This is a genomic window from Vibrio rumoiensis (genome assembly GCF_002218045.2).
In the GTDB taxonomy this organism is placed as follows: Bacteria; Pseudomonadota; Gammaproteobacteria; order Enterobacterales; family Vibrionaceae; genus Vibrio; species Vibrio rumoiensis.
This window is the reverse complement of the sequence record NZ_AP018685.1, coordinates 46,235-70,908: the sequence shown is the minus strand read 5'-3', so window position 1 is coordinate 70,908 and position 24,674 is coordinate 46,235. Positions and strand designations below refer to the sequence as shown.

Here is a 24,674-nt window from a genome sequence, read left to right as displayed (position 1 = left end):
ATGGTTATCTAACCAAGCGTAAAAGGAGTAGATCAAATATTGGTAAGAAGATATATAGTAAAAAACCCCGCTAGATAACTAGCGGGGTTTTAAATAGTGGCGGAGGGATAGGGATTTGAACCCTAGAAGAGCTATTAACCCTTGCCGGTTTTCAAGACCGGTGCTTTCGACCACTCAGCCATCCCTCCACAAATTGTTCATTATTAGGTTTGTGCACTAATAATGTTATTACTTTTAAAAGTAATGATATTCAAAGCCTGGCGATGTCCTACTCTCACATGGGGAAACCCCACACTACCATCGGCGCTACTTCGTTTCACTTCTGAGTTCGGCATGGAATCAGGTGGGTCCAAAGCGCTATGGTCGCCAAGCAAATTCTTTTGTTAAAACATCCACTAGGATGCTTTAACTTAATTCGGAAAGCTGTTCGTTCTCACACTCATTCAAGCATGTCTTATATCTATTAAGTCCAACCAAAACCCTTTAGGTGTTGTATGGTTAAGCCTCACGGGCAATTAGTACAGGTTAGCTCAATGCCTCGCAGCACTTACACACCCTGCCTATCAACGTTCTAGTCTCGAACAACCCTTTAGGACGCTTAAAGCGCCAGGGAAGACTCATCTCAGGGCTCGCTTCGTGCTTAGATGCTTTCAGCACTTATCGATTCCGAACTTAGCTACCGGGCAATGCCATTGGCATGACAACCCGAACACCAGAGGTTCGTCCACTCCGGTCCTCTCGTACTAGGAGCAGCCCCCTTCAATCTTCCAACGCCCACGGCAGATAGGGACCGAACTGTCTCACGACGTTCTAAACCCAGCTCGCGTACCACTTTAAATGGCGAACAGCCATACCCTTGGGACCGACTTCAGCCCCAGGATGTGATGAGCCGACATCGAGGTGCCAAACACCGCCGTCGATATGAACTCTTGGGCGGTATCAGCCTGTTATCCCCGGAGTACCTTTTATCCGTTGAGCGATGGCCCTTCCATTCAGAACCACCGGATCACTATGACCTGCTTTCGCACCTGCTCGAATTGTCATTCTCGCAGTCAAGCGGGCTTATGCCATTGCACTAACCACACGATGTCCAACCGTGTTTAGCCCACCTTCGTGCTCCTCCGTTACTCTTTGGGAGGAGACCGCCCCAGTCAAACTACCCACCAGGCACTGTCCTCACCCCAGATAATGGGGCTAAGTTAGAACATCAACACTACAAGGGTGGTATTTCAAGGTTGACTCCACAACCACTGGCGTGATTGCTTCAAAGTCTCCCACCTATCCTACACATGTAGGGTCAATGTTCAGTGCCAAGCTGTAGTAAAGGTTCACGGGGTCTTTCCGTCTAGCCGCGGGTACACTGCATCTTCACAGCGATTTCAATTTCACTGAGTCTCGGGTGGAGACAGCGTGGCCATCATTACGCCATTCGTGCAGGTCGGAACTTACCCGACAAGGAATTTCGCTACCTTAGGACCGTTATAGTTACGGCCGCCGTTTACCGGGGCTTCGATCAAGAGCTTCTCCGAAGATAACCCCATCAATTAACCTTCCGGCACCGGGCAGGCGTCACACCGTATACGTCATCTTACGATTTTGCACAGTGCTGTGTTTTAATAAACAGTTGCAGCCACCTGGTATCTGCGACTCCCGGCAGCTTAGAGAGCAAGTCTCATCACCGCTAGAGCGTACCTTCTCCCGAAGTTACGGTACCATTTTGCCTAGTTCCTTCACCCGAGTTCTCTCAAGCGCCTTGGTATTCTCTACCCGACCACCTGTGTCGGTTTGGGGTACGATTTCTTACAAACTGAAGCTTAGAGGCTTTTCCTGGAAGCATGGCATCAATGACTTCACTACCGTAGTAGCTCGACATCGTGTCTCAGCCTAACAATTTCCCGGATTTACCTAAGAAATTAGCCTACGCACTTGAACCTGGACAACCATCGCCAGGCCCACCTAGCCTTCTCCGTCCCCCCATCGCATTTGTAAGAAGTACGGGAATATTAACCCGTTTCCCATCGACTACGCTTTTCAGCCTCGCCTTAGGGTCGACTTACCCTGCCCCGATTAACGTTGGACAGGAACCCTTGGTCTTCCGGCGAGGAGTTTTCACTCCTTTATCGTTACTCATGTCAGCATTCGCACTTCTGATACCTCCAGCAAACTTCTCAGTTCACCTTCAACGGCTTACAGAACGCTCCCCTACCCATCATAGTAAACTATGATGCCGCAGCTTCGGTGTATAGCTTAGCCCCGTTACATCTTCCGCGCAGGCCGACTCGACCAGTGAGCTATTACGCTTTCTTTAAATGATGGCTGCTTCTAAGCCAACATCCTGGCTGTCTGAGCCTTCCCACATCGTTTCCCACTTAGCTATACTTTGGGACCTTAGCTGGCGGTCTGGGTTGTTTCCCTCTCCACGACGGACGTTAGCACCCGCCGTGTGTCTCCCGGATATTACTTACTGGTATTCGGAGTTTGCAAAGGGTTGGTAAGTCGGGATGACCCCCTAGCCTTAACAGTGCTCTACCCCCAGTAGTATTCGTCCGAGGCGCTACCTAAATAGCTTTCGGGGAGAACCAGCTATCTCCAGGTTTGATTGGCCTTTCACCCCTAGCCACAAGTCATCCGCTAATTTTTCAACATTAGTCGGTTCGGTCCTCCAATTGATGTTACTCAATCTTCAACCTGCCCATGGCTAGATCACCTGGTTTCGGGTCTATACCTAGCAACTCGACGCCCAGTTAAGACTCGGTTTCCCTACGGCTCCCCTATACGGTTAACCTTGCTACTAAATATAAGTCGCTGACCCATTATACAAAAGGTACGCAGTCACACCACGAAGGTGCTCCTACTGCTTGTACGTACACGGTTTCAGGTTCTATTTCACTCCCCTCACAGGGGTTCTTTTCGCCTTTCCCTCACGGTACTGGTTCACTATCGGTCAGTCAGGAGTATTTAGCCTTGGAGGATGGTCCCCCCATGTTCAGACAGGATATCACGTGTCCCGCCTTACTCGTTTTCACTTAGTATGCGTTGTCGGTTACGGGGCTATCACCCTGTATCGCGGCACTTTCCAGAGCCTTCACCTGACGCATATAAAGCTTAAGGGCTAATCCAATTTCGCTCGCCGCTACTTTCGGAATCTCGGTTGATTTCTCTTCCTTCGGGTACTTAGATGTTTCAGTTCCCCGAGTTCGCCTTATTAACCTATGTATTCAGTTAATAATACATGCTTATGCATGTGGGTTTCCCCATTCGGAAATCGTAGACTCAAGTGGCTTTTACTGCCTAATCTACGCTTATCGCAAGTTAATACGTCCTTCATCGCCTCTGACTGCCTAGGCATCCACCGTGTACGCTTATTCACTTAACCATACAACCCAAAAGGGTCTTAATGTATGTTCAACTAAATAAGGTTTTAGTTTTTTGACCGTTAAGAGGGTAATCTTAACGGTCGTTTGCCGGACTCAATAGAATCAATTGCAAGCAATTGATTTGAATACAAGACACTTGAATGTGTGTTGTTGTGTTTATCACAAGGATAAACATTGAGAACTTTTATTAAGATAAACATTAAAATGTTTATCTAGTCAGCTTTCCAAATTGTTAAAGAGCAAAGAGTTTATTATTTTCAAACAAACCACTTTTTAAAGACTTTAGGCGACAAAGAATCCCATCCAAATCATTATTGGATGCGAAGCATCGTAAAAGTGTTTAAAGAGTGGTGGGCGATACCGGGCTCGAACCAGTGACCCCCTGCTTGTAAGGCAGGTGCTCTCCCAACTGAGCTAATCGCCCACATTGTTTTCTTACCTAAAGTAAGCATTTCCGTGGGAGGAAATGGTGGGTCGTGCAGGATTCGAACCTGCGACCAATTGATTAAAAGTCAACTGCTCTACCAACTGAGCTAACGACCCATGGTATCCCGTAGGGGAGTCGAACCCCTGTTACCGCCGTGAAAGGGCGGTGTCCTAGGCCTCTAGACGAACGGGACACGGACTATGAAAGCATTGGGATGCTTTCAAAACTCTTTTCTATATAAACCTAATCAATCTGTGTGGGTACTCATCAAAAATAATCTTCGTATAAGGAGGTGATCCAGCCCCAGGTTCCCCTAGGGCTACCTTGTTACGACTTCACCCCAGTCATGAACCACAAAGTGGTAAGCGTCCTCCCGAAGGTTAAACTACCTACTTCTTTTGCAGCCCACTCCCATGGTGTGACGGGCGGTGTGTACAAGGCCCGGGAACGTATTCACCGTGGCATTCTGATCCACGATTACTAGCGATTCCGACTTCATGGAGTCGAGTTGCAGACTCCAATCCGGACTACGACGCACTTTTTGGGATTCGCTCACTATCGCTAGCTTGCTGCCCTCTGTATGCGCCATTGTAGCACGTGTGTAGCCCTACTCGTAAGGGCCATGATGACTTGACGTCGTCCCCACCTTCCTCCGGTTTATCACCGGCAGTCTCCCTGGAGTTCCCGACATTACTCGCTGGCAAACAAGGATAAGGGTTGCGCTCGTTGCGGGACTTAACCCAACATTTCACAACACGAGCTGACGACAGCCATGCAGCACCTGTCTCAGAGTTCCCGAAGGCACCAATCCATCTCTGGAAAGTTCTCTGGATGTCAAGAGTAGGTAAGGTTCTTCGCGTTGCATCGAATTAAACCACATGCTCCACCGCTTGTGCGGGCCCCCGTCAATTCATTTGAGTTTTAATCTTGCGACCGTACTCCCCAGGCGGTCTACTTAACGCGTTAGCTCCGAAAGCCACGGCTCAAGGCCACAACCTCCAAGTAGACATCGTTTACGGCGTGGACTACCAGGGTATCTAATCCTGTTTGCTCCCCACGCTTTCGCATCTGAGTGTCAGTATCTGTCCAGGGGGCCGCCTTCGCCACTGGTATTCCTTCAGATCTCTACGCATTTCACCGCTACACCTGAAATTCTACCCCTCTACAGTACTCTAGTTTGCCAGTTTCAAATGACCTTCCGAGGTTGAGCCCGGGCTTTCACATCTGACTTAACAAACCACCTGCATGCGCTTTACGCCCAGTAATTCCGATTAACGCTCGCACCCTCCGTATTACCGCGGCTGCTGGCACGGAGTTAGCCGGTGCTTCTTCTGTTGCTAACGTCAAGCAACGCAGTTATTAACTACGAAACCTTCCTCACAACTGAAAGTACTTTACAACCCGAAGGCCTTCTTCATACACGCGGCATGGCTGCATCAGGCTTTCGCCCATTGTGCAATATTCCCCACTGCTGCCTCCCGTAGGAGTCTGGGCCGTGTCTCAGTCCCAGTGTGGCTGATCATCCTCTCAGACCAGCTAGGATCGTCGCCTTGGTGAGCCATTACCTCACCAACTAGCTAATCCCACATAGGCGTATCCAGTAGCGCGAGGCCCGAAGGTCCCCCGCTTTGCTCCGAAGAGGTTATGCGGTATTAGCCATCGTTTCCAATGGTTATCCCCCTCTACTGGGCAACTTCCTATGCATTACTCACCCGTCCGCCGCTCGACGCCGAAGTAGCAAGCTACTTCTCGTTTCCGCTCGACTTGCATGTGTTAGGCCTGCCGCCAGCGTTCAATCTGAGCCATGATCAAACTCTTCAATTTAAGATTTTGTGACTCAACGAATACTGACTTCAAACTACCTAAGTAATTTAAAGCTATTATCATTCCAACAGAATGATAATGAATTGACTGTGCCAATTATTAGTAAACTAATAACTGATTGGTCACTCAGTTCATTGAAATCATTGTTGCTTCCTAAGAAGCTATATTGATTATCATCAACGAGTGCCCACACAGATTGATAGGTTTAAATTGTTAAAGAGCGCTGTTCTTCGTGACTGCGTCTCGTTGAACAGGGCGGCCATTCTAACGATTTGATTGAGAGTGTCAAACACTTTTTCAATTTAATTTCGTTAACCTTTTTGAGAAGGTCTGAACCGCTTGACTCGTTGCTGCAGCTAGGCTGCGTGCTCCGTGTCAGTGAGGGCGCATTATAGAGAGCTAGTTCACATTGGCAAGCCCTTTTTCCACTTTTTTTTGATTTTCTTTTCTTTCGATTAAAAAAGCATCTAAAGCTGTTCTTTTTGTCTATTTTGTCGACTGTTTCGTAACCTTTTTGACAAATAGAGCGACTTTTTCCCAGTTTGTATATTCGACTTCTTTACTGGTATCCGTTTCACCATCTGTCATCGACATAATAAATCGAATCATAACTCGGTCGAACCATGAATATCGTGGGTAATACAGTCCACCAGCAAACACACCAATATATTTTGGTTGCCAAGGTGAGCGTTTTAAAAACTTTTGAATATAGACACTTCCTTCCGGCGTATCTTTACCTGGTTTACGAGCGGTTAAGTTAACACTATAAAAAGAAGCACCCGCTGAGATTAAATGCGCTTTATGCTGCTCGATAAACTGATACAACTTTTTATTAAAGTGACCATAACGAATAGACGCACCAATGATGATATTGCTATATAAGTTCAGATCTAAATCATCAGCTTGGTGTAGATCAACCAATTCACAACTATCGCTACCAATCTGTTCCGCCATAAACCGCGCAATTTTATGAGTTTGTCCCTCACGGGTTGAATATAAAATAATAGTACTTTTCACGAAAACCTAACTTTTCCAAAATGTCGGTGTAAATAAGATAAGAAGCGTAAAGACTTCTAATCGACCAAATAGCATTGATACAATAAGTACCCACTTAGCGGCATCATTCACATTAGCAAAATGTACCGAAACCTCCCCCAACCCTGGCCCTAAATTATTGAGTGTTGCAGCCACAGCGGAAAAAGCACTTAATTCATCCATACCTGATGCGATAAGCCCAAGCATGCATAATACAAATACTAATGCATACGCCGAGAAGAATCCCCATACCGCATCGACCACCCGTTGTGGCAGCGCTTTTCCCCCCACTTTAATCGGGAAGACCGCTTTCGGGTGGACAAGACGTTTTAGTTCACGGCCGCCTTGTAGTGTGAGCAACAATACTCGAATCACTTTCAAGCCTCCTCCCGTAGAGCCTGCACAACCACCAATAAAAGAAGAAAACAGCAATAACACAGGAAGAAACAGAGGCCATTGTGAAAACCCTGTTGTGGTAAACCCAGCAGTAGTCGAGATCGACACCGTCTGGAACAATACCTGATCAAAGGTTTCAAATGTTGTTAAGTCATTACTGTGTAAAAGTAAGATAGAAAAGCATAAAAAAAACAACAGAACTTGAATCGTAATATACCCGTGATCATTGAAGATGCTTGATTTTATCTTTTAACAGGATCATGCTAACAAACATGAAAATAGAATTATCCAACCAGAAGAAGAAACAGCTCGAACGAATGCATGACTCTGCGCGTGATGGTCGAGTGCGCGACCGCATTAAAGCGGTCTTGCTTGCGTCTGAAGGTTGGTCAAATTCTATGATTTCGCAAGCTTTGCGAATTCATGAAACTACCGTTACTCGTCATATCAATGATTACTTGAAATCTGAAAAACTCACACCAGAAAATGGCGGTTCTCAGAGTAAGCTCAATGCAGCGGAAACAATGGCGCTTATTGAGCACCTCGCTGAGAATACTTACTTTCATACTCATCAAATTGTTGATTACGTTCAGTCTGAATTTCAGGTCACCTATACGGTTGCTGGTATGAACAAATGGCTACATCACAATGGTTTTTCTTACAAACAACCTAAAGGTGTTCCTCATAAGTTTAACCCTGAAGCTCAACACGCTTTCATTGAATATTATCGTGAACTGAAACAACGCGGCGAGCCTATCTTATTTATGGATGCTGTGCATCCAAGCCAAGCGACCAAAATCACTTACGGCTGGATCCGTAAAGGTGAAGATAAAGTGATTGAAACCACGGGTAGCCGTACTCGGTTAAATTACATTGGTGCTTTAAACTTAAATAATATTTCAGCCACGGTTGTTGAAAATTACGACACGGTAAACAGTGAGAATATTGCTCGTTTCCTTTGGAAACTTAAGAAAGAACATTACCCATTAGAACAAAAAGTACACATTGTTTTAGATGGTGCAGGCTATCACCGTAGCCAGTTAGTCAAAGACTTTGCAACCATGCTGAATATTGAGCTTCATTATTTGCCTCCTTACAGCCCCAATTTAAACCCAATTGAGCGACTGTGGAAGGTGATGCATGAACATGCAAGAAACAATGTATATTTCCCCACAAAGGCATCCTTTAAGGGTGCCATCGATACATTTTTTGATGTGACTTTACCTGAAGTTGCAAGTTCACTAATGTCTCGAATTAATGATAACTTTCAAGTATTGAAACCTGCAACTTCAAGTTGATTGGGTATAAAAGCGCGAAACTCTGGATCTTTCCAATAATATTTAGGGTGCACGCCGCCCGACGCAAAGGCTGCAAAATGCAGTGAGAAGTTACACGCTGAAATAAGCAGAAAAACGACCGTGATCATATTAATCACTGGGCTATTAAAATATCCCATACTGGCATCATGCGTAGAAAACCCACCAATAGCAATCGTCGAAAAACTATGACAGATCGCGTCAAATAAGCTCATACCCGCCAACCAAAACGCTCCCGCACAAGCAATGGTAAGGCTTAAGTATATATACCAAAGCACTTTTGCGGTTTCGGCAATTCGTGGTGTCATCTTATTGTCTTTTACCGGCCCCGGTATTTCGGCTCGATATAGCTGCATGCCACCAATGCCAAGTATAGGTAAAATAGCCACCGCGAGGACGATAATCCCCATCCCTCCGAACCATTGTAAAAACTGTCGGTAGAATAATACGGCTTTCGGTAAGGTATCCAGGCCAACAATTGTCGTTGCCCCAGTCGTCGTTAACGCAGAAAAAGATTCAAAAAAAGAATCCGTCACTGAAATATTAGGATCATCAGATAACCAAAATGGTAACGCCCCTGCACTACCGATAACCACCCAAAATAAAACCACTATCAGGAAGCCATCTCGCGCTTTTAATTCTGATTTATTATAACGATTGGGAAACCAACATAAGCCACCACAGAAGAACAACACAAAAAAGGTCGTGACAAAAGGCACACCAGCCCCATCCCGATAAAATAAAGCCACCAGCGCAGGTGCCAACATAGTGAGGCTAAATAACGCCAGCAGTAAGCCGACAATTCGAATAATTGAACGAAATTGCATATAAAGTAGAGAAGCTAAGCTTCCAAAGTCCTTTTAAAATTGAGGATTATATGTGTTTCGGTTTGATCTCAACCTTAGCACCCGTTTTATTTACTAGGGTCTGTTTAAACACGTCCGCCTCTCTTATATCGATCTCAACTAACAAGTCAATGCGATGTTCAAATTTTGCATCAAGTTGAGTCACTTGATATTGAACCATAAGAGATTGCACTAAAGGCATTAAAGAGTAGTCTAACCTTAGCTGCAATTGGGTAGTGATCTTTTTCTCAATAGTTTGAACTTGCTTGAGAGCTTGCTGCACACCTCCACCATACGCTTTGACTAATCCGCCAGTGCCTAATTTAATGCCGCCAGAATAACGCGTTATTACCGCAGTCATTTCACCAATGCCAGAACCGGAGAGTTGGGCTAATATCGGTTTTCCTGCTGTCCCTGAAGGCTCACCATCATCGCTAAATCCCCATAATAAAGAATCATCCGGTCTTCCAGCAACAAAGCCCCAGCAATTATGACGAGCCGCAGCATGTTGTAACTTAACTTGCTCAATAAACGCTTTAGCACTTTCAATTGTTGGTGTATGAGCAAGCTGAGTAATAAAAAGACTTTTCTTAATTTCCTCTTCAAATATCACCCTATCAGCGGGAATTAAATATGGCTGCTCATTCATAACACACGACCTCAAAAATAAAGTGCCTCAGTTTAACACGTGATGTAGCCCTTGATGGTCCACAAAATGACCTCGCGCACAAATTTCAAACAATTGTTTGAATTGTTATTGAAGTTAACAATTACACGATCAAGACTGTAACAACCTGGTCAAACCAGAGAAAAACGATAATAAGTTGCTCTACAACAATACCGTTTGTTCGTCATGGAGATAGACAATGATTTACCAACATACGTCCCTACACGTAAAAGAATTACAAGATGGTATCGCTCAGCTTACTTTTAGCGCTGAAGGCTCCGTCAATACTCTCAACACAAAGACTCTCGCCGCCTTAGACGAAGCGATTGACGCAATTAAAGCACAACCGGGAATTACCGGGTTAATTCTTAATTCAGATAAAGATGCCTTTATTGTGGGAGCCGATATCAAAGAGTTTCTCGGATTATTTGCCAAGCCAGCTGAAGAACTGGATCACTGGGTAAAATACGCCAATGATATTTTCTGCAAATTAGAAGACCTACCTTTTCCAACATTATCGGTAATCCGTGGTTTTGCATTGGGCGGTGGTTGCGAACTGATTCTTTCATCTGACCTACGCATTGGTGATAACACGGCAGTGATTGGCCTTCCAGAAACCAAGCTCGGTATTATCCCTGGTTTCGGTGGTACCGTTCGTCTACCTCGCGTTATCGGTGCAGATAATGCCATGGAAATGATCGCAACGGCCAAACAACAAAAGGCTGGCGAAGCCATTAAACTAGGTTTATTAGATGCGATCGTCAATACAGAGCAACTCGAAGCCTCTGCAATCGAAACTCTCAAACAAGCCATCGATGGCAAAATTGATTGGCAAGCTCGTCGCCAGCAAAAAACCTCCGCCTTATCTTTAAGTAAAGTGGAAGCTTTGATGAGCTTTACTATGGCCAAAGGCATGATTTCAGCCAAAGCTGGGCCACACTATCCAGCGCCAATTGCTTCAGTAAAAGCAATTGAAGAAGCGTCAACCTCTAGCCGAGATCAAGCTTTAGATATTGAGCGTAAATACTTCGTTAAAATGGCCAAAACAGAAGTGGCTCAATCCCTGATTGGCTTATTCCTTAATGATCAGTACATCAAAGGAATGGCTAAAAAAGCAGGTAAAAATTCAGAGAAAACCGAACGAGCCGCGGTACTAGGTGCAGGTATCATGGGCGGTGGTATCGCTTATCAATCAGCATCGAAAGGTGTGCCGGTCTTAATGAAAGATATCGCACAATCCTCGCTCGACCTTGGCATGACCGAAGCTTCCAAACTACTCAACAAACAACTGGAACGTGGCAAAATCGATGGTTTCAAGCTGTCACAAATTTTAGCGTCGATCACTCCAAGCCTACACTATGCAGGTATTGAACAAGCCGATGTGGTTGTCGAAGCGGTGGTTGAAAATCCAAAAGTCAAAGCCGCGGTACTGGCGGAAGTGGAACAACATGCAAAAGAGGGAGCCATCATTGCCTCTAATACTTCTACCATTCCAATCAATCAATTAGCTCAAGCAGTAAAACACCCAGAAAATTTCTGTGGTATGCACTTCTTTAACCCAGTACATCGTATGCCTTTGGTTGAGATTATTCGTGGTGAACATACTTCAGAAAACACGATCAATAAAGTCGTGGCTTATGCCGCTCAAATGGGAAAATCCCCCATTGTGGTCAATGACTGCCCAGGGTTCTTTGTTAACCGTGTGCTATTCCCTTACTTTGGTGGTTTCAGTCTGCTAATGCGTGACGGTGCTGACTTCACCCAAATCGATAAAGTAATGGAACGTAAATTCGGTTGGCCAATGGGACCAGCTTATTTGCTCGACGTCGTCGGTATTGACACAGCTCACCATGCACAAGCGGTGATGGCTGAAGGTTTCCCAGAGCGTATGGGTAAAGACGGCAAAGATACCATTGATGCATTATTTGAAGCCGATAAATATGGTCAGAAAAATGGCAGTGGTTTCTATCAATACTCAGTGGATCGTAAAGGCAAACCAAAGAAAACCTTTGATCAAGATGTCCTATCGCTATTTGAAGGTATCACAGCCACTAAGCAAGATTTCTCTGATGAAGAGATCATCAATCGCACCATGATTCCAATGATTAATGAAGTCGTCTTATGTTTAGAAGAAGGCATTATTGCTTCACCGCAAGAAGCCGATATGGCGCTCATTTATGGACTAGGCTTTCCTCCATTCCGTGGAGGTGTGTTCCGTTACCTAGATAGCATTGGATTACAAACATATATCCAAGCAGCCTCACAATATGCCGACCTAAGCCCAATGTATCGCGTACCGCAATTACTATTGGATATGGCCGAAAAGGGCGACACTTTTTACGCCAGTCAAACCGCTGCTGTTTAACGACGTTGGATAAGGAAAATCAAAATGAATAATGTAGTTATTGTCGATTGTATTCGTACACCAATGGGTCGTTCAAAAGCCGGCGCATTTCGCCATGTACGTGCAGAAGATTTATCAGCTCATCTAATGAAAGGGATTTTAAAACGTAACCCTCAGGTCGATCCCACTCAAATTGAAGATGTGTATTGGGGGTGTGTACAGCAAACCTTAGAGCAAGGCTTTAACATTGCGCGTAATGCTGCTCTACTTGCCGGAGTGCCGAAAAATGTAGGCGCAGTCACCGTAAACCGTTTATGTGGTTCATCAATGCAAGCACTGCACGATGCTTCACGAGCCATCATGGTCGGTGATGCACAAATTTGCTTAATTGGTGGCGTGGAACACATGGGCCATGTACCAATGAACCATGGTGTTGATTTCCACCCTGGTCTAGCAAAAAATGTCGCAAAAGCGGCAGGTATGATGGGACTTACCGCAGAGATGCTAGGTAAAGTTCATGGCATCAGTCGTGAAGCGCAAGATGAATTTGGAGCTCGCTCTCACCGTCGTGCACATGCTGCAACAGTAGAAGGCCGCTTCAAAAATGAAATTCTACCGACAGAAGGTCATACCGAAGATGGTTCATTAAAGTTATATGACTACGATGAAGTGATTCGCCCAGAAACCACTGTCGAAACACTGGCTCAACTTCGCCCTGTTTTTGACCCAGCCAATGGCACAGTCACAGCAGGAACCTCATCAGCACTGTCAGATGGCGCTTCGGCAATGTTGGTGATGAGCGAAGCCAAAGCAAAAGAGCTAGGTTTACCAATTCGTGCACGTATTCGCGCGATGGCAGTAGCAGGTTGCGATCCATCGACCATGGGTTACGGCCCTGTTCCTGCCACACAAAAAGCGTTAAAACGCGCAGGATTATCAATTGAAGATATGGGCATGATTGAGCTAAATGAAGCCTTTGCTGCCCAAGCGCTACCGTGTGCTAAAGACCTTGGCTTACTGGATGTGATGGACGAAAAAGTTAACTTAAATGGTGGTGCCATTGCACTTGGTCACCCACTAGGTTGCTCTGGCTCTCGCATCTCAACTACTCTGATTAACCTAATGGAAGCCAACGATGTTCAGTTTGGCCTTGCCACGATGTGTATCGGACTTGGCCAAGGTATCGCAACCGTCTTTGAGCGCGTCGATAGCTAAATCATTTTAATTTTAGCCAAAAACAACAAGGGCCACTCAAATGAAGTGGCCCTTATTTTTATACTTTTGTCGCTCGGAAAACGTTATTTGACATGCATTTCGCTACTAGAGCAATTGGTCGCGGTACTGCGATATGGCACCACATAACTTTCTCCACTATCAGGGTGAATAATCTGATAATACTGCGGTAGGTTGAAATTACATTTCGATTCAGATTCAAGCCCTTCAGTGTTATTGGTGTAAAAACGATTCACGGTTCTCACCATATCATCACGATTACCATCAAACTGTCGATAGACTTCAACTCGATTGCTTTCATCCAAAACATAAATGTTGAAGCCGTCATCATCCCCTTCAAAGAAAAACTGAATCAATCCTTCACTGGCGTAAGCATCCACCACATCAGGTGGCGGCAATTCTTGGTTTTTACCCACTTTAAGTAAAGGCGCACCCTGCAGTTTATTGGTCGATATGCTGCTATAAAAATCAATAGAATTCTCAAGTTTCATCACCGACACACCGCGACGTTCGAAAAAGAGACCATACATTTGATTGGCCACCTTCAGAACTTTGAATCGACGACGTTTTTCATTTTCGACCGGCTTTAAACGTAACTCGATGCACTCAGCAAGTAATTGGTACACCATATTACGCATGATGCCGCGCATATTTTCGCTATAACAAAATACATCCACCGATTCTGGTGGCCGCGCATCTTGGTGCATTTTGCCTAAAATGGTTTTTAACGCTTCAATAATCGCGGTTTCACCGGAAAAATGCAGCGTTCTCACTTCATGCCAAGAATTGCGATAAACCAAATCGACACTCGATACCAAGCACTTTTGCTCCTCAGAAAAACTAAAGACGTCGATCGAGTTTTTAAGATCTGTCTTCAATTGATAAGGCTTTAGCTTGGTCGTTGGATCACTTTCTAAATTAATAAATATCGAGAGCTGGCTGACTTCACATGGGCTGGCCAACGCTTGCATGGTTGGACGACGCTTACGCAAAGAGAAGGTATTACGCAGATCACTGACCATCTGATAAAGCTTATCGATATCGATATCCGCGTGACGAACTACCTTTTCAAGGTGAGTCCCTTCGGTAATCAAGCCATTGAAGAACGCCCAGGCGACCAATTTACTTAAATATTGGTTATGTTCCAGCGGCGCTCTACCTAAAATTTGATACGGATCGAGAGGTTGCTTATAAAGATACCAACCCGCTTTATTTACCCGCCCTTCAGGGACTTGAATAAAGGTTAAGTTCGGTTCATGCAAATCTGGGGAAATTTGAGTATTCAGTAAAGTGACTTTACCCGGTAGTGTTTCAAACGCCGCGTAAAGCTTTCTCGCCAAGATGCTGATGTCTTGTGGACTGATCGCCGAAGTAATGTCATGACGACGAGCAAACTGAATCAAATTTCGATAGCTCAGCATGAGCGCATCAAGCAACTCATGATGCACTTTTTTCACTTGTTCTACTTTCCAGTGACGACGATTATCCAGCTCTTCAATTAACTCATCACTCCAACCCCATTTCGCAACAAGATCTTGCAAGGCAGAATGACGCCACGCCACAAAATTAGAACCAGGTTCACGAGAAAGTTTTTCATGCGTTTTAAGATAAAAACAACGCCTTACCAATTCTAAACGACGCTTATCGCCAATTCGCTCTAGATAATGCGTCACTTTTTCCAGCATCAGATAATAGCTGTCCATACCGTATTCTTTCTGCTCATGAGCAAAAAAACGACGCTTGGTTTCAACACTTAATAGCTGAGGATATGGGTATTCCCATGAATACGACTCAAGTAAGATGGCCTTTAGAACCGATTTATATGGAGAATCGATACTTTTATACAATTGCCATAAGTTCGAGCCGAAATACTCTTCCGCTGGAATATGATGCAATTGACCAAAATCCATCCATTGTGAACAATCGATATGCCCACTGTTACAAATCTTTTGTACATATTCGTCATAGCACTCTTCCATTTCTGGAGGTACGATTTGCCACAACAAACGCTGCCCAGCAATACGCACGGCTGAGCGGTAAAATTCGTCTAATAATAATAAATGCTGAGAAGAACCGCAGTTATCCCCTGTCATTTCTTCAGATTGATTGGTACGAAAGCGAGTTTCATCCATTAAGAAGAAGTTCGCTTCAACCCCTAAACTTTTCGCCCACTCAGTCACTAATAAACATTTATTAATTAATTTAGTGCGCTCATCGGCCCCCATGCTCGGGGCAATGCACACCCAGATATCCAAATCACTCGAAGCGCTTTGTCCAACCGATGACGTGCTTCCCATCGTATAAAGCGCAAGAATTTCAGGCGTCTGAGATGAAGGTTGAACAAGCGTTGATAAATCTAGGTTTTCATCAAAATCAAATTCTTGCAGAGCTTGAAGTTGAGGGTGACTGAGAGAAAAATTACTGACACCGCAGGGAGGGCAATCTGGATTGAACCCAGGTAGGTTTGGGTGGTTAAAATGCAATAAAACAGGGATAAGATGGAAAACTTGCTGACTTTGTTTATCCATAATAGACAACGCTCGCTCAACCCTTTGCTGGTTAAGCTTATCTAATCTGTCGATTAATATAGTCGTATATGCTTGCAAGATAACGTCCTAACGGCACTGAAATAAAACGGTGACACCTAAACCAATATAGGGCTAAAAACGTGATCAATCTAACACTTTTTTGCCGCTGGGTAAACATTATACAACCCGATGTCATCTACTACTTTAGTCCTGTATGAACCAATTCAAATTATTATTCCTTTTCCTAAAAATAACGCCTAGGAAAGTAAGTTTTTTATACAATGAATGATAGGATTAGAGATAAATATTAAGTAATAAAAGGTCACTTTATGTCAACCACACCCATTCGTATCGCCACTCGTAAAAGCCCTTTAGCTCTTTGGCAGGCTTATTTCGTTAAAGACGCCTTACAACAAGCGCATCCAGGTCTTGAAGTCGAGCTTGTTACTATGGTGACCAAAGGCGATATTATTTTAGATACACCGCTAGCAAAAGTGGGTGGTAAAGGGCTTTTTGTTAAAGAATTAGAAGTAGCAATGCTAGAAGGCCGCGCCGATCTTGCTGTTCACTCAATGAAAGATGTGCCGGTTGATTTTCCTGAAGGCTTAGGACTCGTCACGATTTGTGAACGTGGCGACCCGCGCGATGCATTTGTGTCGAATCACTATCAAAACATTGATGAACTCCCACAAGGATCCGTAGTCGGAACGTGCAGTTTACGCCGCCAATGCCAACTCAAAGAACGCCGCCCAGATCTCGTCATCAAAGAATTGCGCGGCAATGTTGGTACGCGCTTAGGAAAATTAGATGCAGGTGAATACGACGCGATTGTTTTAGCGGCCGCAGGTCTCAAACGTCTCGAGCTGGAAGAGCGTATTCGCAGCTTTATTGAACCAGAAGTATCTCTACCAGCAGTCGGCCAAGGTGCCGTTGGCATTGAATGTCGACTCGATGATACCCGTCTGATCGAACTACTTGCGCCACTTAATGATATTGATACTGTTGACCGAGTATTATGTGAACGAGCCATGAACCTTACACTGCAAGGTGGTTGCCAAGTCCCTATCGGCAGTTATTCATTATTAGAGGGTGAGCAAATCTGGTTAAGAGGCTTAGTCGGCGAGCCAGATGGCAGCCTAATTGTACGCGGTGAAATAAAAGGCCACCGAAAAGACGCGGAACAACTCGGCATTCAATTAGCCAATCAGTTATTAGGCGATGGCGCAAAAGAGATCTTAGAAAAGTTATATAGCGAATAATAATGACGGTTCTCGTTACTCGCCCAGGACAGGATGGTGAAATGCTCTGCTTCAATCTGCAACAACGTCAGATTGCAAGTATTCACCATCCCTTAATCGACGTATCACAAGGCAGGGATTACTCATCGCTAATGGATGACTTATCTCAGGCTGATATTGTGATTGCGGTGAGTCAATATGCCGTTTTCTGGGCTCAATATACCCTAAAAACGATACACCAATCTTTCCCTACCAAACCCAAATACTTTGCTATTGGCAACAAAACCGCCGAATTACTACAACAATATACCCAACAGTCCGTCCTTTCACCTCAAATAAGTGACAGCGAACACTTACTGGACTTACCAGCTTTGAAGTTAGTGAAAAACAAGCGTATTTTGATACTAAGAGGTAATGGTGGAAGAGAGTTGATACACCAAACATTACAACAGCGTGGCGCAACCGTTTTTTACAATGAAATCTATCGTAGAAACTTGCTTCCAATAAAGGATATCCATCTATGGGAGCAGTGGAAAATGCAAGGCGTTTCTCACTTAGTCATTACCAGTGGTGAGCAACTTGCATTTTTTATATCACAAGTGCCAAAGCAGTATTTACCGTGGGTAGTCCAATTAAAGCTTTATGTTCCTAGCTTACGTATTCACCAACAAGCAGAAGAACTCGGTTTTTCACATATAATCAATACAGGAAGTGCTGCTAATCCTGTTTTATTAGATTGCCTCAGTAATACCTTTACCACAGGACAAAAACATGACAGATAACCATAACAATATTAATGACACGATGGCTGAGGTAAGTGCTTCAACTCAAACCAAGCCTCAAAAAAATAAAGGCCAAAAGCGTGCTACTGCCGCCATTATTCTAGCGGTACTGCTTACCGGATCCGTCATCGCATTTGAAGCGTATCAATACACGCAAAGCCAACAAACGATCAATCAGCTAAAAGCTCAAGTGAGCCGTTTAACAACGCATATTAATGATGGGCTTGAAAATAATCAGTCTGCGGTAGAGAAACAAACCACCGCATTGCAACACAAACTTGAAACTCAAGCCGAGCAACAAGAAAAAAGCATCAAAAGCCTACAACTAGCTATCACCGATATCAAAGGCCGACGCCCAAATGATTGGTTACTTGCCGAAGCAGACTACCTCGTCAAAATGGCAGGACGTAAGCTATTTTTAGAACATGATGTTGAATCTGCCACCCAATTAATGATGTCTGCAGATCAAAGAATTGCAGCACTCAATGACCCAAGCTTAGTTCCATTACGCAAAGCGATGGCGGACGACATTACCCAGTTAAAATCTTTACCTGTTATCGACAAAGAAGGCTTAATACTCAAACTTATCAGCCTCCAACAAGAAGTCGATCAACTGCCGCTTGCTAATGCTTTACTCCCTAAAGAAGAAAAACAGCAGCAACAAGTCGTATCAGAAGACATTAATGACTGGCAAACCAACTTAATGACATCATTGCAAGAGTTCGCCGGCCACTTCATTACCTTCCGAACTCGAGAAGGGAATACCACTCCTCTTTTATCTCCGACTCAACATTTCTATTTAAAAGAAAATATGAAGGCCAAACTCGAAACCGCGATTAAAGGGGTTTACGCAGAAAATAACGATATTTATCAAACGTCATTGAATGTTGCTCAAGAATGGTCGACAAAATTCTTTAACCAACAATCGATTAAAGTGAAACAGTTTGAACAAGAAATTGCTCAGCTGCAGAAAAAAGACATCACCGTCGACTACCCAGTGAAGCTCAAAACGCAAAAACCATTAACCGAACTGATTTCTGACCGATTACGTCGTTCTATTTCAGCGGTTGGACAAGGAGATAAATAATGTTTCGTATCGTTTTTATCTTCATCGTATTAGGCTTAGGCTTATTTGCAGGCACCCTATTTTCAGACCAGCAAGGATACGTGCTGATTTCGTTTGCTAATACGACTACCGAAATGAGTGTCACTACTCTAGTGATCTTTGTCGTGGCAACGTTAGCCGCGCTATTTTTACTGGAATTTATCATCAAACGAGGCTTACGTGCCACCAATGCGACCTGGAATTGGTTTAGCGTACGCAAACTAAAACGAGCACGCCGCTACGCCAACGAAGGTATCATCAAATTATTAGAAGGTGATTGGAAAGGCGCTGAAAAAAAAGTCACCCGCTGGGCGAATCATCATGATATGCCATTGTTGTGCTATTTGATCGCATCAGAAGCGGCGCAAGGTATGGGTGATAATGCCAAAAGAGAAAAATACCTCGCTTTAGCAGAACAACAAGATGGGTTTTCTCTTGCGGTTGAAATGACGAAAATACGCCAAATGGTGCGCAACCAACAATATGCAGATGCACATAGCCAACTTGAGCATCTAAAAGGTCGTTATCCGAATAACACCATCATTCTTAATCTATTGAAAAAAACTTACCTGGGACTGGAGTTATGGAGTGCGTTAGATGAATTATTACCGCGCTTAAAGAAGGCTAAGCTCATTTCAGATGAAGAATATCACCACCTTTTTTATCAAGCTCAACTAGGTAAAATGAAAGAAGTCGGTGCACAACAAGGTGTAGAAGGTTTACTGTCATATTGGAGCCACCTACCGAAAAAGCTGAAACAGGATGACAATGTGGTTCAGTTGATGATTGAACAACTGATCCTACACAATGGTGATTCTGAGGCTTATATCATTTTACGCGATGCGCTCAAACAAACAGCATCGAATAAGCTATTACCACTCATCACGCAAATTGACTTACCCGATGTCCACCCTGCAGTATTGATGCTGGAAGGATTAGCCAAAAAACAACCGAATAATCCAGAGATTAGCAGCACATTAGGCCAGCTATATTTACGAGAGCAAAAGTGGCCTGAAGCGCAAAAAGCCTTTGAAAATGCACTTCACCAGCGAGCCAGTATTGCCGACTATTCTTATTTAGCAGATGCGCTTGAACATCAAAATATGAAGCAAGCCGCGGGAGAAGTGTCTCGTAAAGCGCTGTCACTAATAGACAAAAAGTAGAGAGCCTTATTCAATAAAGCACATTTTCCCCAATGATTAGGCAACTAACATTGGGGATTTTTATTACCTTCGAAATTAAATCACGCTAATGAGCATACCTACCGCAATAATCATTCCGACGTAGTTATTATTTAAAAACGCCGTAAAACAAAGCTCTCTATCGCGATCTTTAATTAAACGTTGTTGGTACACAAACAAAGCCGCTGCAGCAAGCAAGCTCCAATAATAGGCATGTGATAATCCCATCCAATCTCCCAGCACCATTAGCAGTAATAAGCTGGCTAATTGTAATAAACCAATGATGAGCTTATCGAAACGGCCAAATAAAATTGCCGTCGATTTAATGCCGATTTTCAAATCATCGTCTCGATCGACCATCGCATATTGAGTGTCATACGCAATCGTCCACAACACATTAATCACAAAGACAAGCCATACTTCTGCTGGAAGAGTACCCGATTCTGCGGCCCATGCCATTGGAATAGCCCAACTAAACGCTAACCCTAAAAACAGTTGCGGCACATGGGTAAAACGTTTCATGAAGGGATAAATAAAAGCTAACACCACGCCGACCAGAGACAATTCAACTGTCAGTGTATTCATGCTCAACACCAACAAAAATGACACCACCACTAAGACAAAAAATAGCACTAACGCTTCTTTGCTCGACACCAACCCAGAGGGTAAAGGACGATTTTTGGTGCGTTTAACGTGACCATCCACTTTACGATCGGCGAAGTCATTAATCACACAGCCTGCTGAGCGCATAGTAAATACCCCCAACACAAAAACGATGGTCACATTCCAGCCCGGTAATCCATCAGCGGCTAACAACAATGCCCATAAAGTCGGCCACAATAGAAGCAGTGAACCAATCGGGCGGTTCATACGGGTAAGCTGCCAATAAGCCGCAGCTTTTGCCATAGTCATATCATTCATTCCTTGCGATAAATAGGCGATGGCGGCAGAAATAATTCAGCAACCAACATCGGTTTTTGATTCATCCATAAACGTGAACTTCGTGCTGCTAATTCACCGAGTGGCGATGATACCGTTCCTAAATGTAATTGATCACGAGCCACTTGCTGTGCTTGAAACACAGTGAGTCCTAAAGGCTTTTCACCTTGTTTAGATAAATCAAATTGCTCATCGGTTAACGATGAACGAGGGATTAGAGTGCTACCCAGCAACCAAGGTTCATCATCAGCAGAGAGAATCACTTCTCTTAACAAATAATCTTGATCATCAGACTCTGCTGTTAGCAACATATCTCGTTGAAAATGAGTTAATTGGCTAATAGGCAAAATTTGATTACGAACCACCTGTGCAGAAAGGTGCTGACATTGCAGAGAAAAGCGTTGAGAAAGCGAGCCTTGTTCTTGCAGCCACTCAGAATCAAAATTCTCACCAAAATCAAACGACGACACAGTTTGCCAATCTAGGTGCGTAAAATAATTAAAATATGAAGAATACATTTGCTCAATCATGTGTAAATCGTCGCAGAAAATTACAGCCAAGCGCCATTGTAACAATAGAATGGCTTATCGAATATCCAGCGCGATAGAAAGGTAAACCTAAAGCACAAAAACTTATACCGCTTTTGACTGTCCTTCTAAGGAGGCTAAACCACAACCTGCAAGCAATCCGGCTAAATGGGCACTGTTGGCAATCGCCATAAATGGCTGAACAAACCCCAATACCAGCCAAGCTAACATAAAGATCACCAATGGACGTGGAACGGATAAACCTTTGTCAGGTCGACGCCAACCGATAATCCATAAGTAGCCCATCAAGGCATAAACCACACCCGATAGGCCGCCAAAGTTTGCGCCTTCAACCCAATATTGCGCGGCACCTGACAAGGCAGCTGAAAGGAGAAAAATCTGTAATAACTTCCCCGATCCTAGTTTTTTCTCAATATCACCACCGAACTGCCACCACCACAATAAGTTAAAAGCAATATGAGCAACCGAAAAATGCAAAAAGGCATGGCTCACCCAACGCCACAATTGCCATTTCTGGTCAGGCGTGGCTGGAAAATGGAGTGATTGAAATAATGGCTGGCCAAAACCGAAAAACAGCAAAGCGTACACGGCAATACAGATCACCATAATAGCCAGCGTTAATGGGCCCGCTTTCGCTTTGATTTGAGAAATAAAACTCGGTGAATGGTAATGAAATTGCTGAGTACGAGAATCCGCTACTTGCCAGGAAGCCGCTTGATACTTTTGAGCCCGAGGATTCTCAATAAATAACTTTAATTCCGCTTCGGCTTCAATTTGATGTTCCACTTGTTTTAACCACAGCGCAAACTGCCCTTCACCTTCAGGCGTCATCAAAATTTCAATATCACGAGATGCCATATAATCAATAAATGATTGAGCGACACGGGGATTATTTAAAGCGATCAAACGAATCATACGACTACCTATTAATTTTTTCGGCAATGATTAGCTTCAATACTAACGAAAAGAAATGCTAACCCCAAAAAGAGTAGGCTTAACTTAACAATCAAGCAGGCACTTAAGCCATTTTTACCATCGGCAAACCACTGCGTTGCCAAGCTTCAAAGCCACCATCCACACTATACACTTCTTCGAAGCCTTGGTTTACCAAATATTGTGCCGCGCCTTGGCTACTGATCCCGTGATAGCACATCACAAGTAAAGGTTGATCAAATTCCAATTCTTCCATCAAGGCGACGATCGTATCATTAGTAAGGTGTTTCGCATGCTCAGCATGAGCCACCGCAAAAGATTGTGGATCTCTGATATCCAATAACACCGCCGATTGGTTGATTATCATTTGTTGCGCTTGTTCTACATCGATATGTTGAAACTGGTCCATCATAGGTTCCTTTTACGATAATTTAGGTTGGCTAGTATAACGTATCCCACAGCAAACAAAGACCGACATAAAGTAAGGACACATGATTGTGTACATAATTTGTTCGTTTGTGGATAAAGCTGTGAATTACGGTGATAAAGTGGTTTTCTATTTTTGGATCCACAATATGTAGTGATGATCCTGATCTAAGTGTGGGTAAGCTGGATTTTATCAACATTAAAAAAAAGCTTGTAACACTATATATAGTGTATCGATCCTGATGCTCGCCCCTAGCTTCTCCACACATTTACCCACAGAAATCGATCCATTGTGAGTAACATTGAGATCTTGGTATTTGATCGCAACGAAAGAAAGGAGATCGCATAAAAAAAGCCAAGATCAGATGATCTTGGCTTTTGATGTTCACTTAACCGTTAATGAAGTTTAATTAGAATTCACCGACCGCTAATTTTAATTTTTTCATCGCATTTTTTTCTAACTGACGAATACGTTCAGCCGAAACATTGTACGTATCTGCCAATTCTTGCAACGTTGCTTTTTGGTCATCCAACCAACGAGAACGAACAATATGCTGGCTACGCTCATCTAGTGTCGCTAACGCATGACCTAAGCGATTATTGGTATGAGTTTCCCAGTTATCCGCTTCAATGTTATCGGCAATATCAGATTGCTTATCTTCCAAGTACAACACTGGAGCCGTGTAAGAAGAGACTGAATCATCATCTTCTGATGGCATCTCAAATGTTGCATCTTGCGCCGCTAAACGAGATTCCATTTCACGAACTTCTGTTGTCGAAACTCCTAGTTCTTTTGCTACCGTTTCAACTTCACCGTTATTAAACCAGCCTAAACGTTTTTTAGACTTACGTAAGTTAAAGAATAATTTACGTTGTGCTTTGGTGGTTGCGATTTTAACAATACGCCAGTTACGCAATACGTATTCATGGATTTCCGCTTTAATCCAATGCACAGCAAATGATACAAGACGAACACCCACTTCTGGATTGAAGCGTTTCACCGCTTTCATTAAGCCAATATTACCTTCTTGGATCAAATCCGCTAAAGGTAAACCATAACCAGAGTAGCCACGTGCAACGTGCACAACAAAGCGCAGGTGTGACAAAATCAGGCCTTTCGCGGCCTCAATCTCACCGTGGTAATGTAATCGCTCTGCTAAATCACGTTCTTCTTCAACCGTCAGCATTGGATAATTGTTGGCGGTACGAATATAGCTATCTAAACTATCTGAAGTGACTAAAGCCATTGGATATGCGTTTGACATTCAATTCCTCTTTTGTCTTTAAAATCGGTTAAACACTTTTAAAAAAGACAGTTTGCTTAATTTCAACCCACCTATTTTGGACCTTATGGTAGAGATCTTCAAGGGGGTAACTATTATTCATAGCAAATCAGGTGAATGCAAGAGTGAATTTTTATTCTATTAAAGAAAATCTACCAAACTCACATTCATTGCTTTAACACGACCTTTTCAGACGCTTTTTAGAAAGGTACGCCGTGAAAAAAGGCCTCTTACTTAGAGGCCATTT

15 protein-coding genes, 4 tRNA genes, 3 rRNA genes and 2 pseudogenes are annotated in these 24,674 nt (G+C 43.8%); 7 read left to right on the top strand and 17 right to left on the bottom strand.

Going from position 1 to position 24,674, the window contains the following annotated elements; genetic code table 11:
• Window positions 1–97: 97 nt before the first annotated feature.
• From VRUMOI_RS00365 to VRUMOI_RS00325, 9 genes and pseudogenes are all read right to left on the bottom strand, one after another.
• Window positions 98–188: transfer RNA gene (locus VRUMOI_RS00365), tRNA-Ser, on the bottom strand.
• A 67-nt stretch (window positions 189–255) separates the two neighbouring features.
• Window positions 256–371 (bottom strand): 5S ribosomal RNA (rrf, locus tag VRUMOI_RS00360).
• A gap of 123 nt (window positions 372–494) precedes the next feature.
• A 23S ribosomal RNA gene (locus tag VRUMOI_RS00355) occupies window positions 495–3,376 on the bottom strand.
• A 349-nt stretch (window positions 3,377–3,725) separates the two neighbouring features.
• A tRNA-Val gene (locus tag VRUMOI_RS00350) sits at window positions 3,726–3,801 on the bottom strand.
• A 43-nt stretch (window positions 3,802–3,844) separates the two neighbouring features.
• A tRNA-Lys gene (locus tag VRUMOI_RS00345) sits at window positions 3,845–3,920 on the bottom strand.
• 1 nt (window position 3,921) lies between these two features.
• Window positions 3,922–3,997, bottom strand: a tRNA-Glu gene (locus tag VRUMOI_RS00340).
• A 92-nt stretch (window positions 3,998–4,089) separates the two neighbouring features.
• A 16S ribosomal RNA gene (locus tag VRUMOI_RS00335) occupies window positions 4,090–5,628 on the bottom strand.
• The 16S, 23S and 5S rRNA genes sit together here with 4 tRNA genes alongside, the layout of an rRNA operon.
• A 486-nt stretch (window positions 5,629–6,114) precedes the next feature.
• Window positions 6,115–6,645: a menaquinone-dependent protoporphyrinogen IX dehydrogenase gene (gene hemG, locus VRUMOI_RS00330; protein WP_110410611.1), complete on the bottom strand. Its 531-nt coding sequence runs from the start codon at window positions 6,643–6,645 to the stop codon at window positions 6,115–6,117.
• Between the two features lie 6 nt (window positions 6,646–6,651).
• Window positions 6,652–7,275: pseudogene (locus tag VRUMOI_RS00325) on the bottom strand (potassium transporter TrkG); the annotation flags it as partial.
• Window positions 7,276–7,331: 56 nt separating this feature from the next.
• Between VRUMOI_RS00325 and VRUMOI_RS00320 the strand changes: the two are divergent.
• Window positions 7,332–8,357 (top strand): IS630 family transposase, encoded by a 1,026-nt coding sequence (locus VRUMOI_RS00320; RefSeq protein ID WP_110410610.1) that lies wholly within the window; start codon window positions 7,332–7,334, stop codon window positions 8,355–8,357.
• 5 nt (window positions 8,358–8,362) lie between these two features.
• On the opposite strand, the pseudogene VRUMOI_RS00315 reads toward VRUMOI_RS00320, so the two are convergent.
• Together VRUMOI_RS00315 and VRUMOI_RS00310 are read right to left on the bottom strand one after the other, a co-directional pair.
• Window positions 8,363–9,202 (bottom strand): annotated as a pseudogene (locus VRUMOI_RS00315) (potassium transporter TrkG); the annotation flags it as partial.
• Between the two features lie 46 nt (window positions 9,203–9,248).
• The gene (locus VRUMOI_RS00310; protein ID WP_089138072.1) at window positions 9,249–9,869 is read right to left on the bottom strand and encodes a YigZ family protein; all 621 of its coding nucleotides are present in this window, start codon (window positions 9,867–9,869) and stop codon (window positions 9,249–9,251) included.
• Between the two features lie 217 nt (window positions 9,870–10,086).
• Here VRUMOI_RS00310 and fadB point away from each other — a divergent pair, with 217 nt between their 5' ends.
• Window positions 10,087–12,252 (top strand): fatty acid oxidation complex subunit alpha FadB, encoded by a 2,166-nt coding sequence (gene fadB, locus VRUMOI_RS00305; protein ID WP_089138071.1) that lies wholly within the window; start codon window positions 10,087–10,089, stop codon window positions 12,250–12,252.
• Window positions 12,253–12,276: 24 nt separating this feature from the next.
• Window positions 12,277–13,446, top strand: coding sequence for an acetyl-CoA C-acyltransferase FadA (fadA, locus tag VRUMOI_RS00300; protein ID WP_089138070.1), 1,170 nt, complete (start codon window positions 12,277–12,279; stop codon window positions 13,444–13,446).
• A gap of 83 nt (window positions 13,447–13,529) precedes the next feature.
• Here the strand turns inward: fadA and VRUMOI_RS00295 are convergent, their stop codons facing one another.
• Window positions 13,530–16,070 carry a class I adenylate cyclase gene (locus VRUMOI_RS00295; RefSeq protein WP_089138069.1) on the bottom strand — a complete coding sequence of 847 codons (2,541 nt, stop codon included), beginning with the start codon at window positions 16,068–16,070 and terminating at the stop codon, window positions 13,530–13,532.
• Between the two features lie 251 nt (window positions 16,071–16,321).
• On the opposite strand from VRUMOI_RS00295, the gene hemC reads away from it, so the two are divergent.
• The 4 genes from hemC to VRUMOI_RS00275 are packed head-to-tail and all read left to right on the top strand — an operon-like array spanning window position 16,322 to window position 20,280.
• A complete protein-coding gene (hemC, locus tag VRUMOI_RS00290; RefSeq protein ID WP_089138068.1) occupies window positions 16,322–17,251 on the top strand; it encodes a hydroxymethylbilane synthase in 930 nt (309 codons plus the stop codon).
• 2 nt (window positions 17,252–17,253) lie between these two features.
• Window positions 17,254–18,012, top strand: coding sequence for a uroporphyrinogen-III synthase (locus VRUMOI_RS00285; RefSeq protein ID WP_089138067.1), 759 nt, complete (start codon window positions 17,254–17,256; stop codon window positions 18,010–18,012).
• Window positions 18,002–19,099 (top strand): uroporphyrinogen-III C-methyltransferase, encoded by a 1,098-nt coding sequence (locus VRUMOI_RS00280; RefSeq protein WP_089138066.1) that lies wholly within the window; start codon window positions 18,002–18,004, stop codon window positions 19,097–19,099. Before VRUMOI_RS00285 ends, VRUMOI_RS00280 begins: the two co-directional genes overlap by 11 nt.
• Complete coding sequence (locus VRUMOI_RS00275; protein WP_089138065.1) at window positions 19,099–20,280, top strand: heme biosynthesis protein HemY; 1,182 nt, start codon at window positions 19,099–19,101, stop codon at window positions 20,278–20,280. The genes VRUMOI_RS00280 and VRUMOI_RS00275 overlap by 1 nt, the downstream gene beginning before the upstream one ends.
• Window positions 20,281–20,355: 75 nt before the next feature.
• Here the strand turns inward: VRUMOI_RS00275 and ubiA are convergent, their stop codons facing one another.
• From ubiA to rpoH, 5 genes are all read right to left on the bottom strand, one after another.
• Window positions 20,356–21,210, bottom strand: coding sequence for a 4-hydroxybenzoate octaprenyltransferase (gene ubiA, locus VRUMOI_RS00270; protein ID WP_089138064.1), 855 nt, complete (start codon window positions 21,208–21,210; stop codon window positions 20,356–20,358).
• Between the two features lie 5 nt (window positions 21,211–21,215).
• Entirely contained in the window at window positions 21,216–21,764 is a 549-nt protein-coding gene (locus VRUMOI_RS00265) for a chorismate lyase (protein ID WP_089138078.1), read from the bottom strand.
• 105 nt (window positions 21,765–21,869) lie between these two features.
• Entirely contained in the window at window positions 21,870–22,700 is an 831-nt protein-coding gene (gene glpG / locus VRUMOI_RS00260) for a rhomboid family intramembrane serine protease GlpG (protein ID WP_089138063.1), read from the bottom strand.
• 103 nt (window positions 22,701–22,803) lie between these two features.
• Entirely contained in the window at window positions 22,804–23,127 is a 324-nt protein-coding gene (gene glpE, locus VRUMOI_RS00255; RefSeq protein ID WP_089138062.1) for a thiosulfate sulfurtransferase GlpE, read from the bottom strand.
• A 427-nt stretch (window positions 23,128–23,554) separates the two neighbouring features.
• Window positions 23,555–24,409 (bottom strand): RNA polymerase sigma factor RpoH, encoded by an 855-nt coding sequence (gene rpoH, locus VRUMOI_RS00250; RefSeq protein ID WP_089138061.1) that lies wholly within the window; start codon window positions 24,407–24,409, stop codon window positions 23,555–23,557.
• Window positions 24,410–24,674: the final 265 nt, after the last annotated feature.

What these genes read in the sequence shown, in the direction of transcription:
- VRUMOI_RS00320 (WP_110410610.1), top strand. Translation starts at nt 7,332, where the DNA reads ATGAAAATAGAATTATCCAACCAGAAGAAGAAACAGCTCGAACGAATG.
- VRUMOI_RS00310 (WP_089138072.1), bottom strand. Translation starts at nt 9,869, where the DNA reads ATGAATGAGCAGCCATATTTAATTCCCGCTGATAGGGTGATATTTGAA.
- fadB (WP_089138071.1), top strand. Translation starts at nt 10,087, where the DNA reads ATGATTTACCAACATACGTCCCTACACGTAAAAGAATTACAAGATGGT.
- fadA (WP_089138070.1), top strand. Translation starts at nt 12,277, where the DNA reads ATGAATAATGTAGTTATTGTCGATTGTATTCGTACACCAATGGGTCGT.
- hemC (WP_089138068.1), top strand. Translation starts at nt 16,322, where the DNA reads ATGTCAACCACACCCATTCGTATCGCCACTCGTAAAAGCCCTTTAGCT.
- VRUMOI_RS00285 (WP_089138067.1), top strand. Translation starts at nt 17,254, where the DNA reads ATGACGGTTCTCGTTACTCGCCCAGGACAGGATGGTGAAATGCTCTGC.
- VRUMOI_RS00280 (WP_089138066.1), top strand. Translation starts at nt 18,002, where the DNA reads ATGACAGATAACCATAACAATATTAATGACACGATGGCTGAGGTAAGT.
- VRUMOI_RS00275 (WP_089138065.1), top strand. Translation starts at nt 19,099, where the DNA reads ATGTTTCGTATCGTTTTTATCTTCATCGTATTAGGCTTAGGCTTATTT.
- ubiA (WP_089138064.1), bottom strand. Translation starts at nt 21,210, where the DNA reads ATGACTATGGCAAAAGCTGCGGCTTATTGGCAGCTTACCCGTATGAAC.
- glpG (WP_089138063.1), bottom strand. Translation starts at nt 22,700, where the DNA reads ATGATTCGTTTGATCGCTTTAAATAATCCCCGTGTCGCTCAATCATTT.
- glpE (WP_089138062.1), bottom strand. Translation starts at nt 23,127, where the DNA reads ATGGACCAGTTTCAACATATCGATGTAGAACAAGCGCAACAAATGATA.
- rpoH (WP_089138061.1), bottom strand. Translation starts at nt 24,409, where the DNA reads ATGTCAAACGCATATCCAATGGCTTTAGTCACTTCAGATAGTTTAGAT.